The organism is Sphingobium sp. LMC3-1-1.1, assembly GCF_040676285.1.
GTDB lineage: Bacteria > Pseudomonadota > Alphaproteobacteria > Sphingomonadales > Sphingomonadaceae > Sphingobium.
On record NZ_JBEGHQ010000006.1, the window covers coordinates 1 to 17500 of the forward strand.

The 17500-nt window shown below is 64.3% G+C and carries 16 protein-coding genes; 7 read left to right on the top strand and 9 right to left on the bottom strand.

Annotation, left to right across the window (positions count from 1 at the left end):
* Positions 1-535 precede the first annotated feature (535 nt).
* The 3 genes from MRBLMC3_RS08900 to MRBLMC3_RS08910 form a co-directional block, all read right to left on the bottom strand.
* Entirely contained in the window at positions 536-913 is a 378-nt protein-coding gene (locus MRBLMC3_RS08900; RefSeq protein ID WP_363735517.1) for a hypothetical protein, read from the bottom strand.
* A gap of 407 nt (positions 914-1320) precedes the next feature.
* Complete coding sequence (locus MRBLMC3_RS08905; RefSeq protein WP_363827757.1) at positions 1321-2490, bottom strand: pyridoxal phosphate-dependent aminotransferase; 1170 nt, start codon at positions 2488-2490, stop codon at positions 1321-1323.
* 117 nt (positions 2491-2607) lie between these two features.
* Positions 2608-3765: a pyridoxal phosphate-dependent aminotransferase gene (locus MRBLMC3_RS08910; protein WP_363735515.1), complete on the bottom strand. Its 1158-nt coding sequence runs from the start codon at positions 3763-3765 to the stop codon at positions 2608-2610.
* Between the two features lie 151 nt (positions 3766-3916).
* On the opposite strand from MRBLMC3_RS08910, the gene ptsP reads away from it, so the two are divergent.
* From ptsP to ftsH, 6 genes are all read left to right on the top strand, one after another.
* Complete coding sequence (gene ptsP, locus MRBLMC3_RS08915) at positions 3917-6193, top strand: phosphoenolpyruvate--protein phosphotransferase (protein WP_363735513.1); 2277 nt, start codon at positions 3917-3919, stop codon at positions 6191-6193.
* Between the two features lie 91 nt (positions 6194-6284).
* Complete coding sequence (locus tag MRBLMC3_RS08920; RefSeq protein WP_363827760.1) at positions 6285-7238, top strand: helix-turn-helix domain-containing protein; 954 nt, start codon at positions 6285-6287, stop codon at positions 7236-7238.
* A gap of 131 nt (positions 7239-7369) precedes the next feature.
* Positions 7370-8263, top strand: a complete 894-nt coding sequence (locus MRBLMC3_RS08925) for a tetratricopeptide repeat protein (RefSeq protein WP_363827936.1) — start codon at positions 7370-7372, stop codon at positions 8261-8263.
* 7 nt (positions 8264-8270) lie between these two features.
* Positions 8271-9215, top strand: coding sequence for a tRNA lysidine(34) synthetase TilS (gene tilS, locus MRBLMC3_RS08930; protein WP_363735511.1), 945 nt, complete (start codon positions 8271-8273; stop codon positions 9213-9215).
* Positions 9216-9353: 138 nt separating this feature from the next.
* Complete coding sequence (locus MRBLMC3_RS08935; protein WP_066555398.1) at positions 9354-9545, top strand: hypothetical protein; 192 nt, start codon at positions 9354-9356, stop codon at positions 9543-9545.
* A gap of 67 nt (positions 9546-9612) precedes the next feature.
* Positions 9613-11562: an ATP-dependent zinc metalloprotease FtsH gene (gene ftsH, locus MRBLMC3_RS08940; RefSeq protein WP_363735509.1), complete on the top strand. Its 1950-nt coding sequence runs from the start codon at positions 9613-9615 to the stop codon at positions 11560-11562.
* Positions 11563-11705: 143 nt separating this feature from the next.
* On the opposite strand, the gene MRBLMC3_RS08945 is transcribed toward ftsH, so the two are convergent.
* Genes MRBLMC3_RS08945 through MRBLMC3_RS08955 form a run of 3 tightly spaced genes read right to left on the bottom strand, consistent with a single transcriptional unit; the run spans position 11706 to position 13380 of the window.
* On the bottom strand, positions 11706-12353 hold the full coding sequence (locus MRBLMC3_RS08945; RefSeq protein WP_133654573.1) for a heme exporter protein CcmB: 648 nt from the start codon (positions 12351-12353) through the stop codon (positions 11706-11708).
* Positions 12350-12958, bottom strand: a complete 609-nt coding sequence (gene ccmA, locus MRBLMC3_RS08950) for a heme ABC exporter ATP-binding protein CcmA (protein WP_363827763.1) — start codon at positions 12956-12958, stop codon at positions 12350-12352. Before ccmA ends, MRBLMC3_RS08945 begins: the two co-directional genes overlap by 4 nt.
* The gene (locus MRBLMC3_RS08955; RefSeq protein WP_133654575.1) at positions 12955-13380 is read right to left on the bottom strand and encodes a metallopeptidase family protein; all 426 of its coding nucleotides are present in this window, start codon (positions 13378-13380) and stop codon (positions 12955-12957) included. The genes ccmA and MRBLMC3_RS08955 overlap by 4 nt, the downstream gene beginning before the upstream one ends.
* Positions 13381-13466: 86 nt before the next feature.
* On the opposite strand from MRBLMC3_RS08955, the gene MRBLMC3_RS08960 reads away from it, so the two are divergent.
* A complete protein-coding gene (locus tag MRBLMC3_RS08960; RefSeq protein ID WP_363735505.1) occupies positions 13467-13754 on the top strand; it encodes a 4a-hydroxytetrahydrobiopterin dehydratase in 288 nt (95 codons plus the stop codon).
* A 3-nt stretch (positions 13755-13757) separates the two neighbouring features.
* Here MRBLMC3_RS08960 and MRBLMC3_RS08965 read toward each other — a convergent pair whose 3' ends face one another.
* From MRBLMC3_RS08965 to MRBLMC3_RS08975, 3 genes are all read right to left on the bottom strand, one after another.
* Positions 13758-14363 (bottom strand): hypothetical protein, encoded by a 606-nt coding sequence (locus MRBLMC3_RS08965; RefSeq protein ID WP_363753429.1) that lies wholly within the window; start codon positions 14361-14363, stop codon positions 13758-13760.
* The gene (locus MRBLMC3_RS08970) at positions 14360-16696 is read right to left on the bottom strand and encodes a patatin-like protein (RefSeq protein ID WP_363827766.1); all 2337 of its coding nucleotides are present in this window, start codon (positions 16694-16696) and stop codon (positions 14360-14362) included. The genes MRBLMC3_RS08965 and MRBLMC3_RS08970 overlap by 4 nt, the downstream gene beginning before the upstream one ends.
* 76 nt (positions 16697-16772) lie before the next feature.
* On the bottom strand, positions 16773-17471 hold the full coding sequence (locus MRBLMC3_RS08975) for an endonuclease/exonuclease/phosphatase family protein (RefSeq protein ID WP_363827768.1): 699 nt from the start codon (positions 17469-17471) through the stop codon (positions 16773-16775).
* Positions 17472-17500 lie beyond the last annotated feature (29 nt).

Below are 17500 nucleotides of genomic sequence, written 5' to 3' on the forward strand. Positions count from 1 at the left end.
GGCAGAAGTCCGCCGATCACCGCCCACTCTTCATCCGACAAATCGCCCCGAAACATCGCTGCCCCAAAAAAGCAGCCTTGAATCAGAACTCAGCCCAAATGAAAACCTCTTTTGTCAACATCGCCTAGTGTGGGGATGCTATGTTGCCGACGGTTCCCCACCCCTCGATATTCGCAGGGATACGATTTACATTATCGAGCCTGCCCGTCGCACATTTAGCTATATCGCCGAACCTTCCAAGACGAGCTATCAGTTAAATGTGCGACCTGCATTGCTGCTGACACGTGAACCGACCGGGCGCTATGAATTCTCTCCTACGCGAGGCGACGGCTATTTTTGGCCGTTGCTGCCCACCCCCGGAAAGAACAGAGATCGGGTAAGGCATCCCGGTGAATATGCTGGGCGCATCGAAATTGCCGCTGATGGGGGAGGGGTAGTATATTCTCGAACAAGCGATGTTCGTGCTTGTCTCCAATAGTCCGCTATTGAGAAGGCTTATTGCCCTGTTTAGCGACCGACAATGGTCGTTAGCCGACTATATCAGCATCCGTCCGCCCCATGAAAAAGCAACGGCATAGAAAAAGAGGGCGGCGAAAAAATAGCCTGCTGTTGATAGACGGCTCGGCCCGACTTCTACGGAACTGGGTCGTGTGTGAAATGCTCCCAGTGCCACGGGGAACCATGCGGCGATCAATGCGGCGGCAGCGATTTGGGTCTGCCAACCTCGCGCAGAAGCATCGACCCATAGGAAGCCTATATAAGCTAGAAGCGAGGCCGGAATTAGCAGGGCCAGATAAATCAACCAGCTTAATCTGAACCAATTCCGCGACGGCGGCGAGGAGGTTGGATCTGTCATATTCCAATTATCCGCGATCCCGCCAATGTCTGCAACGGAGATCACGTCGATGGGCATTGAGCGTCCACAAATGGTCGATCTCAGCCATGCGCTAAATGCGGTGAAGCAGCGTCGTAGTCGATCGCCACAATAGATACAGAGCACTGCTGAGAAAAACTATGCAGCCTCCGAGCATCAGGCGTGCCGTGATCAGGCCCGGACCGTCGCTCACCCCTACCGCCAAGATAGAATAGAAAGCGGCGACGCAGCTACCAACGAACAAAAGGAGTCCACCAATAAAGGCCACTTTTGGAAAACGGCCTATCAAGCTGTGCACTTTCAGCATGGGCAATTTATGTCCGCTTTAGCGTTGCAATTCAAGCCGAGCGGGCGGCGAGTTTTGGTCGAAATGCGCAGCCAACCTGTCGATGCACAGAAAAGGGCGCCCGGACCGCACCGGGCGCCCTTCTTCGGCTTTTTAAGGGTCAGGCCTTGTAAACCTTGCCCACTGCTGCGCGGAACTTCGCCATGTCGTCTGTCGAACCGACGGTGACGCGTGAGACGGTGGGCCAGATCGCCCAGTTGCGCCCGATCTGGACCTTTTCCGGTGTGGCGATCAGTGCGGCCTGCATGTCCTTGGCCGGCTTGGTCTTCCAGTCCACCATGAACATGTTGGCCTGGCTGCCAGGCTGCACCTCTATGCCGTTGCTGGTGAGCCAGGCGATGGTTTCCTCCCGGTTCGCGATCATTTCCTGACGCCGCGCCTTGATGAGGCCAGCTTCGGGGTAGACTGCATTGCCGCAGGCCATGGCGGTGATCGACAGGCCGCCGGCCGTGGGGCCGAAGAGGCTGATGCGTTTCTGGATTTCCGGGTCCGCGAAGGTCAGTCCCAGGCGCACGCCCGCCATGCCGAACAGCTTGGAAAAGGTCCGCATGACGATCAGGTCCTTGCGGCCCGCCACCAGCTTCACCGCGCTGGGCGCTTCGGAGAAGTGGATATAGGCTTCGTCGACCAGCAGGATCGAATCCTTGGGCTTGTTGGCGAGCAGCCATTCGATGTCGGCCAGCGGGGTCACGGTGCCGGTCGGGTTGTTGGGCGAGCAGATATAATAGAGCCCGGCATTGGGATTGGCGGCCAGCATCGCCTTCACGTCATGGCCCTTGCCGACGGCCTGGGGCGCCTTGGCAATGGGGGCCTTCAGGTAATCGGCCGTGCGCCAGGCGGATTCGAAGGTCGGATCGGCGGTGACAAGGCCCCTGGTGGGAGAGCAGAAAGCCGCTACCGTGCTGACCAGCGGGCCACCGGAGCCGGGCCACAGCATGATGTGTGATTCCGGAATGCCTTCCACCTTGGCGACGGTAGCGATCAGGTCGCCCTTGTAGTTATCCGGATCGTACCAGTTGCCGACGGCCGCGGCCCTGGCGGCGGCCTGCACCCCCGGTTCGAACGGGCCGGTCCAGCATTCGTTGGCGCCGATGCGCACCGCGCCCTTCACTCCGCGCGCGGCCTGCTGCTGCGCGAAGGCGGGCTGGACCAACATGTTGCCGGCAGCCGCGCCGGCAGCCATCAAAGCGGAAATCTTGCCAATGGTGCGACGGGAATAGCCCCGTTCGAGCAGGTCTTCGCGGGCGTCCTTTTCCAACATCATGGTCATGTCTGTCCCCTAGTTTTGCACGACTGCGTATATTCAACCGGGGGAAACGAAGGAGGCGGCGCATTTCCGCAATGCGCCGCCTCCGTTTTCGGGGAAATAATGAGCCGCTGTGCTTGATCAGGCTTTCCAGACCTTGTCGACGGCGTCGCAAAAGGCCTTCATCTCCTCGGTCGAGCCGACCGAGACGCGCGACACGTTTGGCCAGATCGGCCAGTTGCGCCCGATCTGCACCTTTTGCGCAAGGATCGCGGCCTGCATTTCCTTCGCCGGCTTGCCCCAGTCGACCATGAACATGTTGGCCTGGCTGCCCGGAATGACCTTGATCCCCTTCTTTTTCAGATGCGCGATGGCCATTTCCCGGTTGGCGACCATTTCGGCGCGGCGGGCCTTGATAAGGTCGGCCTGCGCCACCGACACCGTGCCGCAGGCGACGGCCGTCATCGGCAGCATCGCTGTCACCTGCCCGCCGTCATAGCGCATCATCTTTTGCATGATCGCCGGGCTGGCGAAGGTCAGTCCCAGGCGCATGCCCGCCATGCCGAACAGCTTGGAAAAGGTCCGCAGGATCAGCACATCGTCGCGGGTTGCGGCCAGTTTGGCGGCATTGGGACCGTCGAACCAGTGGATATAGGCCTCGTCGACGACGAGGATCGCGTCCTTGGGCTTGTTGTCGGCCAGCCACTGGATGTCCGCCAAGGGTGTCATCGTGCCCGTGGGATTATTGGGCGAACAGATATAATAGACGCCCGCATTGGGATCGGCGGCCAGCATCGCCTTCACGTCATGGGCATAGTCCTTGGTAAGCGGCACCTTCGTCACCTTTGCGCCCAGCCAGTCGCCAGTGCGCCAGATGGCTTCATAGGCAGGGTTGCCGGTGACGATGCCGCGGGTGGGGGAGGCATAGGCGACGGCGACGCGGCTCAACGGATCGCTGGAGCCCGGCCAGGCGGTGATATGCTCTGCGGGGATGCCCTCCACGGTGGCGACCGCAGCGAACAGCTTGGCATGCTCATCATCCGGTTCGTATCGATTGCCTTCCCGTACCAGCTTGAACGCGGCTTCGGCGGCGACAGGGAAGGGGCCGGTCCAGCATTCATTGGCGCCGATGCGCACGGCACCCTCGACCGGCTTTGCGGCCTGTTGCGCCATGGCACCGGTGACGCGCAGGGCTGCCGCGCCTGCACTCAGCAGGGCGGCGACCTTGCCCATCTGGCGGCGGGAATAGCCGCGGTCGATCAGATCCTGTTCGAACGCCTTCGTGTCGATTTCTGCCATATGCTCGTCTCCCTGACTCGCTGACCAACCAAGATTTTACGACCGTAAACGAATTCGCTTCCTCTTTCCGCCATGGGCGGGGAAGGAAATTGGATGGAACCGCGCATATTCGCCTTGGAAAGCGGACGTACGATCTGTTAGCGCTTGGTATATGCTCAGCACGCCCGCCGCCGCCGCCCGCCAGATCCTCGTCCGCCTGCAGGAAGTCATGGCCGCGCGCACCAGTGCGCAGGCGAAGCTGAACAAGGTGGTGGAGATCATCGGGGAATCGCTGTCGAGCGAGGTCTGCTCCATCTATCTGGTGCGCGAGGGGCTGCTGGAGCTGTTCGCGACCCGGGGTCTCAAGCAGGAGGCCGTCCACGTCACCCGCATGGCGATGGGCGAGGGGCTGGTCGGCATGATCGCCACCAATGTCGAGACGCTGAACCTGGACGAGGCGGCCTCGCACCCCGATTACAGCTATCGGCCGGAAACGGGGGAGGAACTGTTCCACAGTTTCGCCGGCGTGCCGATCGTGCGGCGGGAGCGCGCCATCGGCGTGCTTTGCGTCCAGCATGTCGAGCCGCGCCGCTATGAGGAAATCGAGATAGAGGCGCTGCAGACGGTGGCCATGGTGCTGTCGGAGCTGATCGCCAATGCGGAACTGGCCGATGACGGGCCACTGGACAGCAGGGTTCAGGACACGGGTCCGTCCGTGCTGCACGGGTTGCAGCTGGTGATGGGCATGGCGCGCGGCCATGCGGTGTTTCATCAGCCGCGCGTGCATATCGAACATACCGTCGCCGAAGATACGGAGGCGGAGCGGCAGCGCGTCATTTCCGCCTTCACCAAAATGCGCGAGCAGATCGACCGGATGACCGGCACGGCCGAGTTCGGTACGGAGGGCGAGCATCAGGAGGTGCTCGAAACCTACAAGATGTTCGCCTATGACGAGGGGTGGATCAGGCGGATCAACGAAGCGATCGACAGCGGCCTGACCGCCGAAGCCGCGATCGAGAGAGTGCAGCAACGCACGCGCATGCGCATGCGCCAGATCGACGATCCGCTGTTGCAGGACCGGATGCACGATCTGGAGGACATGGCGAACCGGTTGCTGCGCATCGTTTCGGGGCAATTGGGGACTGCGGCGCAGCTGGGCCTCAGGCAGGATGCCATCCTCATCGCGCGCAACCTGGGGCCGGCGGAACTGCTGGAATATGACCGGCGGCGGCTGAAGGGCGTCATCCTGGAGGAAGGATCGCTCACCGCCCATGTCACCATCGTCGCGCGCGCCATGGGCGTGCCGGTGCTGGGCCGCGTGCGTGACATCCGCCATCAGGTCAATGAGGGTGACCTGATCCTGATGGACGTCGCGGACAACAACTTGCTGATCCGGCCGACGCCCGACATGGAGGAGGCGTTCGAGAACAAGTTGCACGTGACGCAGAAGCGGCGGGCGGAATTTGCCGCGATGCGCGACCTGCCGTCGGTCACGGCGGACGGACAGCGGATCGAGTTGATGGTCAATGCCGGGTTGCGGGAGGATGCGCAGGCGCTGGACATTGTCGGCGCGGACGGCATCGGCCTTTTCCGCACGGAATTCCAGTTCCTGGTTTCCGCGACCTTGCCCCAGCGCGAAAAGCAGCAGCGCCTTTATCGCGACGTGCTGGACGCGGCGGGGGATCGTCCGGTTATCTTTCGCACTGTCGACATCGGCGGCGACAAGGCGCTGCCCTACATGGCGCGGGACGGCGAGGAGGAACTGGAGGACAATCCGGCCATGGGCTGGCGCGCGCTGCGGCTGGCGCTGGACCGGGACGGGCTGATGAAGGCGCAGGCCCGCGCGTTGCTGGAGGCGGCGGCAGGCAAGACATTGCACGTCATGTTCCCGATGGTGTCGGAACCCTGGGAATATGAGCAGGCTCGCGCGCTGGTCGAGCATCAGCGCGAATGGCTGATGGCCCAGAAGAAGAAGCTGCCGGTATCGGTGCGCTATGGCGCCATGCTGGAGGTGCCCGCGCTGGCAGAGGTGCTGGACCTGCTCCTGCCCCGGGTCGACTTCCTCTCCATCGGCACGAACGACCTCACCCAGTTCCTCTTTGCCGCCGACCGTGCGCATCCGCGCCTGGCGGAACGCTATGACTGGCTCAGCATAGCGATCTTGCGGTTTCTCGACAGGGTGGTTCGTGCCTGCGAGGCGCAAGAGGTGCCGGTAGGCGTCTGTGGTGAAATGGGTGGGCGCACGCTGGAGGCGATGGCGCTGGTCGGGCTGGGCGTGCGGCGCCTGTCGATCACGCCGGCCTCGGTCGGTCCCGTCAAGGCGATGATCCGCTCCCTCGACGCGGCGAAGCTGCGGACGGTGATGCGCAAGTTGCTCGACGAGGGTGTGACGGATGTTCGCTCGGCGCTGGTCGACTGGGCCGGGGAACATGCTATTGAATTGAATTGAGAGGATTGTGGCGACACATCGGGCCGGTGCGGCGTTGACAATCCCCGTCCCGCAATGAGACAAGGCCGGCCTTCAAGGATCGCGGAGCAGCATGTCAGAAGAAGCTGAACAGGAAGCCGGCGTCGCGACGCCGGAACGGCTAGGCACCCCGGGGGCGCGACTGCGTGCGGCGCGAGAGGCGCAAGGGCTGTCGATCCAGGACGTCGCCACCCGCACCCGCATAGCGCAACGGCAACTGGAGGCGATCGAGCGGGACGATTATGCCGCCTTGCCCGGCATACCCTATGCGGTCGGCTTCGCCCGCGCCTATGCCCGCGCCATCGACGTGGATGAGGTCGCGATTGCCGCCGACGTGCGCAGCGCCGTGCATAATTCGGATATGGGCAGCGTCCGTTACGAAGCGTTCGAGCCGGCTGATCCGGCGCGTGTTCCGTCCCGCGCGCTGGCTTGGACGGCCGCCGCCATCGTCGTGATTCTGATGGCGGGCTTTGCGGTGTGGCGCATGCAGGTCATGACCCCGCCGACGGGCGAGGAAATCGCGGCGCAGCAGGCGCCGGCACCGACCGCCGCCCATCCTGCCGCTGGCGCGCCCCAGGCTGCGCCGGTGTCGCAGACCGTGCTGTTCACTGCCAATGACGATGTGTGGCTGCGCATCTATGACGAGGCTGGCGAGCGGCTGAAGGACGGCCTTATGAAGAAGGGCGAGACCTTCACGCTGCCGGCCAATGCGCGCAATCCGATGATATTGACCGGCCGGCCGCAGGCGCTCACCGTGACGGTCGGAGGGAAGCAGATCGCGCCGCTGGGGCCGCCGGACCGGACCATTGCCGACGTGCCGGTCAATGCCGAGGCGCTGCTCGCGCGTGCGGCGCCGACTGGCGGGGCGACGACGCCGGCACTGGCACCGGCGCCTTCCACCCGGACGGGCGCCGGGCATGCGGTTCCCGCTGTGTCGCCCACGGCTCCGGCGGCGCCAGCCGCATCGGCATCGCCCGGCATGGCTCCAGCCGAGACTGCTCCCGCCCAGACCGCTCCTGAGGATTAAGGCGTCGACTTTACGCCAACGGCTTTAGGCAAAGTCTCGCTTTACCGGGCGGGATAACGCCTTATGGTTACGGATGGAGAGCGGCCGGGATGCGCCGTATTGCATTGAAGAAGTTCAAGTCGGGGATCATCATGCGTAACGCCTTTTTCGCGACCTCTGTACTGGTGCTGGCCGCGCCCGTCGCGGCCCAGAATGTCAGCGTCGATGTGCGGGTTGACCGGCTGGAGAAGGAAATGCGCGCCGTGCAGCGCAAGGTGTTTCCCGCCGGCGCGCCGCTGGAGGCGGAAATCACCCGCCCGGCGACGCCCGCCATCATGCCCGGATCGCCTTCCTCAACGCCGGTGGCCGACCTGACGGCGCGGGTGAGCGCGCTGGAATCGCAACTTGCCTCTGTCACCGGTCAGGTCGAGGAAAACAGTTTCAAGCTGAAGCAGTTGGAGGAGGCGTTCAACCGCTACAAGGCGGAGCAGGAAAGCCGCGCCGCGCCCGTTGTCGTACCCCCGGTCTCCGCACCCTCGGCTTCTGTTGCGCCTGCTGCGGCATCCAGCCACCCCGCGCCTCGCCCCGCCCCCAGCGGCGCAAGCGAGGAGCGCAAGACCGCTGTTGCCGCGATCGAGCGGCCTTCCAGCGGCAATGAGGCGGACGATGCCTATAGCTACGGTTTCCGCCTATGGGACGCGAAATTCTATCCGGAGGCGCAGGCGCAGCTGAAGGCGACGGTCGACAAATATGGCAGCAGCCCGATCGCCAGCAAGGCGGCGAACCTGCTGGGCCGCGCTTATCTGGACGATGGCAAGCCGGCGCTCGCGTCGGTCGCCTTCTATGAAAATTATCAAAAGCGTCCCAAGGGCGACCGCGCGCCCGACAGCCTGGCCTATCTGGGCGAAGCGCTGATCCAGCTCAAGAAACCGGCTGACGCATGCAAGGTCTATGCGGAACTGGAGCAGGTCTATGGTGCGACCCTGTCGACCGGTCTGCGCGGCATGATGGACAAGGGCCGGACCAGGGCCAAGTGTACCGCCTGAAGCGCGGATGAGTGAGGGCGATCCCGTCGACGAGCTGATCCGGGCGATTGCTTCGCTGATCGGGGAAGACGGCGCCGCCCGCTTCGGCGTGGCGGTGTCGGGCGGTCCGGACAGCATGGCGCTGCTCGACATGGCGGGAAGGGCCTTTGCCGGGCGGGTCGAGGCCGCGACGGTCGATCACGGTTTGCGCGAAGCATCCGCCGCCGAGGCCGCGATGGTGGCGGACTGGTGCGCGCGGGCGGGGATCGTCCATACCACGCTGCATCCTGACGGCGCGGTTCGGGGCAATGTGCAGGGCTGGGCGCGGGCACAGCGTTATGCGCTGCTGGAGGGCTGGCGGGTGGCACGAGGCCTGGACTGGCTGCTGACCGCGCATCACGCCGATGACCAACTCGAAACACTGCTGATGCGCCTCAACCGGGGATCCGGCGTCAGCGGGCTGGCGGGCGTGCGGGCGCGGCAGGGTGTGGTTCTGCGACCGCTGCTGGGGATGCGCAAGGCGGCATTGTTGGCCTATGCGCGTGTGCGCGGGCTGCCTTATGTCGATGATCCGTCGAACAGCGATCCGCGCTTTGACCGGGCGGCCTTGCGAGCGGAGCTGGCGGGGGTCGAATGGATAGATGCCGAGGCGGCGGGCCGCAGTGCTGCGGCTCTGGCGGAGGCCGAGGAAGCATTGGAATGGATGGTGGATGATCTCGCTGCGCGTCACCTGTCGGCCGAAGGAGAAGGGCTGGCGCTGGATCGCACCGATCTGCCGCGCGAATTGCTGCGACGATTGCTTCTGCGGATGGTGAAGCGATTGCAGCCTGACGCCTCGCCGCCCCGAGGGGACGCCGTCGATCGCCTGATCGAAGCAGCGCGCCAAGGACGAAAAATGAGTGTTGGGCGCCTGGTGTTGAAGGGCGGATCCCGATGGACGCTAACCGTCGCGCCGCAGCGGCGATGGCAATAGCAATAGAGGATCGTTACGGAAAGGTTCCACCGCTTGGCGCGTCCGGCGAACCATCTGTCGATTTGTCCGCGCAAAATGACCTTTCCTTAACGCCTATGCTGGTTAATGAGGCCAGTTGAGCGTGGGATTTTTCGATTCATGTTTGAATTTGCAGCGGTGACCTATGGCCTGCTGGCCAGCGTCATTCTTTCGGCAGCACAGCGCAATCACCGGATGGAACGGCCCCATCCGCCAATGTTGCTCTATACAGGGTATATGCTCTGCGGTCTTTCCGCAGGGGTCGCGGTGATCCTGGCCTATATCGCCTTGTCGCAATTTGTCGGCGGCTGACCGGAGAGGTCGCGCGCTTGCGATTTTGCTGCGGCATCCTATCTTGCCGGGTGAAAGAGAGTGGTGAATGAACGACGAGAAGGACCCGCAGGGTAATCCCTGGATCAAGAGCGCGATGATTTGGGCGGGGGTAATTGTCGCCCTGCTGCTGTTCGTCTCCATGTTCGACAGCCGCACGGCGTCGACCGCCGGCACGGGCATCGCCTATTCCGAATTCCGTGCCAAGGTGCAGGAAGGCCAGGTCAAGGACGTCGCCATCGCCACCGACCGGATTTCCGGCACACTGAGCAGCGGCCAGAAATTCAGCACCGTCCCGGTCAACGATCCGGGGCTTACCGGCCTTCTGGACGACTATAATGTAAAATATTCCGGACAGGCGGAGGAACAGCCGAGCTTCTGGATGATCCTCATCTACCAGTCGCTGCCATTCCTGTTGATCCTGGGCATTGCCTTCTTCGTGCTGCGCCAGATGCAGAAGGGCGGCGGTGCGGGCGGCGCGATGGGCTTCGGCAAATCGAAGGCCAAGCTGCTGACGGAGAAGCACGGCAAGGTGACGTTCGATGACGTCGCCGGTATCGACGAAGCGCGCGAGGAGCTTCAGGAAATCGTCGAGTTCCTGAAGGACCCGACCAAGTTCGCGCGGCTGGGCGGCAAGATTCCCAAGGGCGCGCTGCTGGTCGGTTCGCCTGGCACCGGCAAGACGCTGCTGGCCCGCGCGATCGCGGGTGAGGCGGGCGTGCCCTTCTTCACCATTTCGGGTTCGGACTTTGTCGAGATGTTCGTCGGCGTCGGCGCCAGCCGCGTGCGCGACATGTTCGAGCAGGCAAAGAAGAATGCGCCCTGCATCGTCTTCATCGACGAAATCGACGCGGTCGGCCGCCATCGCGGCGCTGGTCTGGGCAACGGCAATGACGAACGCGAGCAGACGCTGAACCAGCTTCTGGTCGAGATGGACGGCTTTGAGGCGAATGAGGGCATCATCATCGTCGCGGCGACGAACCGCCCCGACGTGCTGGACCCCGCGCTGCTTCGTCCGGGCCGCTTCGACCGGCAGGTCGTGGTGCCCCGTCCCGACATCGAGGGCCGCGAGAAGATCCTGGCTGTTCACATGAAGAAGGTGCCGCTGGCGCCGGACGTCAATCCGCGGACCATCGCGCGGGGCACGCCGGGTTTCTCCGGCGCGGACCTCGCCAACCTCGTCAATGAAGCCGCGCTGATGGCGGCTCGTCGCGGCAAGCGCCTCGTCGCCATGGACGAGTTCGAGGCGGCGAAGGACAAGGTCATGATGGGCAGCGAGCGCCGCTCCATGGTCATGACCGACGATGAAAAGAAGATGACCGCCTATCATGAGGCGGGCCATGCCATCGTCGCGGTCCATGAGCCGGCGTCCGACCCGATCCACAAGGCGACGATCATCCCGCGCGGCCGTGCGCTGGGCATGGTGATGCGCCTGCCGGAGCGGGACAGCTACAGCTACCACCGCGACAAGATGCACGCGAACATGGCCGTCGCCATGGGTGGCCGCGTGGCCGAGGAGATCATCTTCGGCTATGACAAGGTGTCTTCGGGTGCGTCGGGCGACATCCAATATGCCACCAAATTGGCGCGCGACATGGTTACGCAATGGGGCATGTCCGACAAGCTTGGGCCGCTCCAATATGAGGAGCAGCAGGGCGAGACTTTCCTCGGCTATTCGCAGAGTCAGCGCGTCCATATGTCGGACGAGACGGCGAAGCTGATCGACAAGGAAATTCGGGGGCTGGTCGAGCAGGGCTATGCCCGGGCGCAGGAAGTGCTGAGCGGACACGAGGATCAGCTTCACCTGCTTGCCAATGCGATGCTGGAATATGAGACGCTCTCGGGCGACGAGATCAAGACGTTACTCGAAAAGGGTGAGATCACCCGCGACGACGGCACGACGATCAAGCCGTCGGTGATCCCGGCGGCGGGATCTTCGATCCCGAAAACGCGCCGTCGCAAGGGGCCTTTCGGCGATCCATCGCCTGCTGGCGCTTGATCCCACCTCTATATTCGGAAAGGCGCTGCCTGAGGGCGGCGCCTTTTTTGTCGGATGCAGCCGGCTTTGGGCTGGAAGAGCGGTCCTCAGCCGTCCGCCCGGCTATGCATGAAGAGTGGGCGGGAACCGTGCCGGATCCTTTTTCACTCCCGCCCCGCGCGAATGGCGGCGCCTCCGGCAAAGGGGGTGATCGCTACCAGCAGCAATGACGTGGCGCCCAGGAATTTGAGCGCCGCACCGCTGCCATCGCCCAGCGTCCCTGCGCCGAAGATCAGAAGCGGCACGGCAAGCGGCAAGGCCAGCAGCCCCGACAGCGCGCCGCTGGAGCGCAATCCTGCCGTCAGCGTCGCGACCAGCAATCCCAATGCCGCCAGCGCGGGCGTGCCGATCAGCAGTCCCGCTTCGAGCAACCCGATGGTCGTTCCGTCGAGCTTCAACAGCGCAGCCGCGGGCAAGGTCGCGACCATCAGCGCCGGTCCAAATCCCAGCCAGTGGGCAATCAGCCTGGCAAGCACGACCGTCTCTTCCCCGATGCCGCGCAGCGCCAACTGGTCAAGCACGCCGGCGTCGCGATCCGGCGCCACCAGCCGGTCCACTGGCAGCAGACTGGCGAGCAACGCCGCAATCCACAGCATGCCGCCGCCGCTCCGCCGCAACAATGCCGCGTCCGGACCCACGGCAAAGGGATAGAGGCTGGCCACCAGCAGCAGAAAGGCGACCGGCAGCCACAGTCCGGCGGATTGCCAGGATTGCCGCAAATCCCGCGCCGCCAGGGTCAGGAGGATGGTCATGCCTCCTCCTCCATCGCCCAGACATGGTCCTGCATCTTCACCATGGCGGGGCTGGCCAGCGGCAAGGGTTGGTGCGATGCGGCCACGACGATCCCGCCATCGGCCAGATGTCGGGTCACCGCTTTTCCCAGCAGGTCAAGCGCCGCCTCGTCAAGTCCGTTGCCCGGCTCGTCGAGCAGCCAGATGGGTGCGCCGCTCGCGATCACGCGCGCCAGCGCCGCCCGTTTCCTTTGTCCCGTCGACAGCAGGCGCACCGGCACCTGGCTGAGAGGTTCCAGCGCCATTGCCGCCAATGCTGCATCCAGGGCCTCCGGCGCTGTTGCATCCAGCCGCGCCCAGAAACGGAGCGCCGTTCCAAGTGGCTGCTCCGTGTCCAGGGCCAGCCTTTCGTCTGTAAGGGCTACCCGGCCCTGGCGTTCGACTGTCCCGGCGGTCGCAGCCAGCAGGCCGGCGCAGATGCGCATCAGGCTGGACTTGCCGATGCCGTTCGGCCCCTTCAGCAACGCACTGCCGCCCGGCTCCAAGCTGAGGTCGACGTCGCGGAACAGCCGCCGCCCGCCCCGCGCGCACGCGACGCCCGACAGGTGCAATCCCGCCGGGCTCATAGCGTGACCATATCCTCCAGCACGTGCATGTCGAGGTCAGACAGGCCGAAATGATGGCCGATCTCGTGTACGACGACATGGGTGATCAGCATGTCGAGCGGCACGCCGGTTTCGACCCATTCGTCCAACAATGGGCGACGGAACAGGTGGATGGTCGGCGGCAGGTCGCCGGTCTGTGCCCTTTCTCCGACCGGGCGCCCGGTATAAAGGCCGGTCAGGCCGAAGGGATCATCGATCTCCATCTCCTTGAGCAGCTTGGGATCGGCAAACTCCTCCACGAACAGCAGGACATTGGAAAGGTGCGAGCGGAACGGCTCAGGCAATCGGGAGAGAGCCCCCAGCGCCAGGCTTTCAATATCCTCGCGCGTCGGCGCAAATCGGGGCTGTTGACCGGCATCGTCCATAAGGGAGACATAAAGCATGTTCCGAATCGTCTGCAAACCGCCGACGCACCGGAAAATGGGTTAATGCCGCCGGAAAATGGAACGGCGAGGCAGGGGATGAATGGATGATTGCGAAATTGGACGGAGAGGAACGCGCGCTGGCGCTACGGAACCTGCCGGATTGGACGCCGGTGCAGGATCCGGACGGCATTCGCCGCCTTTTCACCTTCAGGGACTTCTCCGCGGCGTTCGGCTTCATGACGCGCGTGGCGTTGCTGGCGGAAATGGCGGATCACCATCCCGAATGGTCGAACGTCTACAATCGCGTCGAGATCCTGCTGACCACCCATGACGCGGGCGGTCTGTCACGCCGGGACATAGACCTCGCCGCCCGGATCGATGCCCTCTTATAGACTCTATTGGGAGGCATTGCCCTCGATCCGGTCGTCATAGCCGCTGAGGGCCGACATGACCGCCGGATCATCGGCATAGCGGTGACGCAGGAGCGACAGTCGCGCATCGGTGCCGGTGCAGAGCGCCGCGATATTGTCCTGCAAATAGGCAAGCCGTTCCGCGTCATAGGCCTCCTCACCGCGAAAATGGTCGCAACTGTCGCGGTCGACCATGAATCGCGTTACCTCGTCCGGAAAGGGCGTGGGATCCGCCGTGCCGTCCGATGGCGGCAGGTCGGGCACATAGGGCGGCGGCGGGATGTTGACCACGGACGGCTTCATCGGCAGCGGGCGCAGGGTTGATGCGCCGGCGGCCGCGATTTCCTTCCGCGGTCCACTGTCCATTTCACCATGGCGCGAAGGCGCGGGGTCGAGCTCGGGCGATGCGGGCAGGGCGGCCGGATCCTGTTCGCGCTGTGGAGGGCTGTCCCCGGTGAGAAGGGGGCCGGCTGCGAGACCTGGCGCGGATGGTGGTCCGGCTTTCGCGTTTGCCCGTCCCTCAGGGTCGGGAGAACAACCGGCAAGCAGGGCCAGCATCATCATCGGAAACAGCACCTTGCCTGCGTTCACCCGATCTCCTCTCTCAAGCTGGCGATCAGATCGGCGACATGGTCCAGCCGCTCTTCCTCTTCGTCGAGAATCGCCATGAAAGCGGTTCGCCTATATTGATCCACTGCTTCCCGGGAAAGACGGTTTGCCGCAGGACATGCTGAAATCACGATATCCAGCAGCCGCTCGACCCCGTGCAGACGTCCCCAGAGATAGTCGTTTTCCCGATAGGTGCGGCTGAAAAAAGCGCCGAAATTATTGAACTCTATGCCCTTGAGCGTTGCTTCTGCGCCGCCAGGGCGGATGGCGCTGCAATCCTCCGGCGAAATGCGGTCGACCTTGACCGGATCATATTCATCCATCCCATGGCCCTGCAGCAGCGGCAGGGTGGCAATGTCGTAAAAGGGGAAGCCAAGATAGGCGAGCAGCATCGTCCGCCGCGCTGCCTTGGGCAGTGCGGCCAGGGCTTCGGCCAATATCATGTCCGCCGCTTCGTCCCGTTCGCGGAGGCCGCGGAGTTTCGCCACCGCCTCCAGCGCCGCGCCAGCATCGCTGGGCACCTGGCCGGCCGCCGCCTTGATCTCCCCATTGTAGAAGTCGGTGCCCTCGCATTCGGTATAGTGCGACAGGGCGGCATAGATGGCGTCGTGCATCTTCTGGATGGCGGGGTCGGCGGCGGCCGCCTCCACCTCCACCTCCAGCGTCTCGGCCAGCCGCCGGGCGAGGAAGCGCAGGCGCCGGATGCGGAAGGACAGGTCGTGCAGGCGGAAGAAGTCGACCGGCGCAGAGGCGGGGCCGACATCCTCCGTCAACTGGTCAGCGCCCATGGCACGCACATGGCTCCACAGGGCCTGGCGATAGCTTTCGCGCATCAGGGCGCTTTCCTCCCCGCTCAGGCGGAACAGCAGGTCGGCCAGATCCTCGACGATGCCGGACAGCTTGAGATGGCCATAAGCGGGAAAGGCGAAACCGGCGGAACTGGCCGCCCGCTGCTGCGCCTTGTTGCGCCAGGCGGAAAGCCGTGCCGGCGTCGGCCGGTCGAGGAAGAGCATACCGCCGATGGCGCTTTCCACCTCCGCCTCGATCCCTGGTCGCAGCGCGTTCAAAATGCGCACCATGCGACGGATACGGGCACTGTGGCGGTCGATCGCCTCCAGATTGTCCCGGATCGGCTGTTCGCGGGGAATATCGCTCAGGGCGCCGAAGATCGTGCGGAAGAAGCCGGGCAGCGGCGCATCCTGGCCCGATGCTTCCTCCGCCTCGCCGTGTCGGTTGAGCTGGATCGAGCGATGACCGGGCTTGGGATCGATATAGACGAAGCGCCGATCGACCTCGCGACGCGACGGCCGGTTCCTGAGCGCGCCGATGGCCTGCGCGAAGGGAGCGTTGGCCAGCACCGAGCCGTCGATCAACACCGCGTCCTCGGCACGGCCGCGCGCCGCATGACGGGGAAGGGCACGCGCCAGAAAGGCGTCGCGCGTCGGCCAGGCGCGATGGCGGCGTTTCAGCACCCGATCCAGCTCACGCACAGTGAAGGGCGGAAAGGCGCCGGGGAAGCTGGCAGTGGCTCGGGCGGCGAAGACCAGTTCGGCCGGGTCGGCAAGATTGCGTCCGTCCCGACCGTGGGCGCGAAAGCCGATGGAGAGCCGATGCTCCGTCTCCACCACCTGTGGCGGGCTGTTGAGGTTCAGGCTCTGGGGATGGCCTTCGAAATCCGTGACAGTGACGAACAGGTCCAAAGGATGGCCGGCGGGCAACAAGGGTGGACCGCGCCCGGTCGCCTCCATCGCGTCGAAGGCATCCAGGATCATGGCGGTGAAGATTTCCCCGCCGAAGGGAGGCTCGAACCACCGGGAGCGGATGAAGTGCGACAGCTTGTGTCGAACCTCCTCCCGCGTGTCAGGCGCGACGGTGCGTTCGACCGTGTCGCCCGGATGCCGCGCCGCCATCCAGACGAGCGGCGTCGCCCAGAATTTGGTGATCCGCCGCGCCGGTCGGGCATCGGGATCGAGCAGCTTTTCCACATCCGCATTGTCGAGCCACATGTCGGTCAGCGGGTCCAGCGACTGGCCCGTCTCAATCGCCTGCGCCAGGAAGATGCCGTTGATGCCGCCGGCGCTGGCCCCGGCGATGATATCGGGCATCACCCGCAATTTGATGCCGCAGGTCTTTTCCAGATCCTCCAGCAACTGACGATAGACTGCCTCGCTGCTGTTGCCGGAGGGGACGCCGTCATGAAAAGCCCGGCTGGCGCGGGCCAGGTGCCAGATTTCCTTGGTGATGCCGTGCATGTAGACGGCCAGGCTGATCCCGCCATAGCAGACCAGTGCGAGCCTGAGTTCCCGCTCTTTCATGGGGCGGAGAGTTGCAGAGCAAGGGCGGCTTGTCGAGGGGGTGTAGGTGGTGAGGCGCCTTTGCCCAACAGGTTCGTCACCCCAGGTTGAATTCCGCCCAGATCGGCAGATGGTCCGACGCCTTGCGCGCTGAAGCGCTTTCGTGCACGCCACAGTCGACCAGCTTCAGCCGCTCGCAATGCATGATCCGGTCGAGCCTTGCTACAGGGCGCCGCGCGTGGAAGGACCGACCGCAGGGCGCGAAGCTGTAATGCCGCGCGAAGTCGGCGAGGCAGCCGCGCTCCGCGCTCCATTCGTTGAGATCGCCCATCAGGACCGTCGGCATCGGATCGCCCAGATGCGCGGCATGGATCACGGCGGCGGCCTGCTTGCGCCGCCATAGTCCCGACAGATCGAGATGCATGCCGAAGATGCGCAAGGACGCCTGGCCCAGCGTCACCTCCGCCATGGTGGCGCCGCGCGGTTCCAGGCAGGGCAGGTGCAGCACGTCGTGCGCGCCCACCTCTGCCTCCTTGCGCACCAATATGGCGTTGCCGTGCCAGCCCATCGAATCGACCTGCACGTTGAGCGGCACGGGCTTATAGGGGCTGATGCTCTCAACCAGCCAGTGCGGCAGCGCGGCCGACCGGACACCGAAGCGCCGGTCGGCCTCTTGCAGGGCTATGATGTCCGCATCCAGTTCGTTCAGAACGTCGATCACTCGTTCGGGAACCCGGCGGCGGTCGGTGCCTATGGCCTTGCGGATGTTGTAGCTTGCGAGGCGGACGGTCTTCATGACGAAACAATGCGCCACTCCGCGCCCGG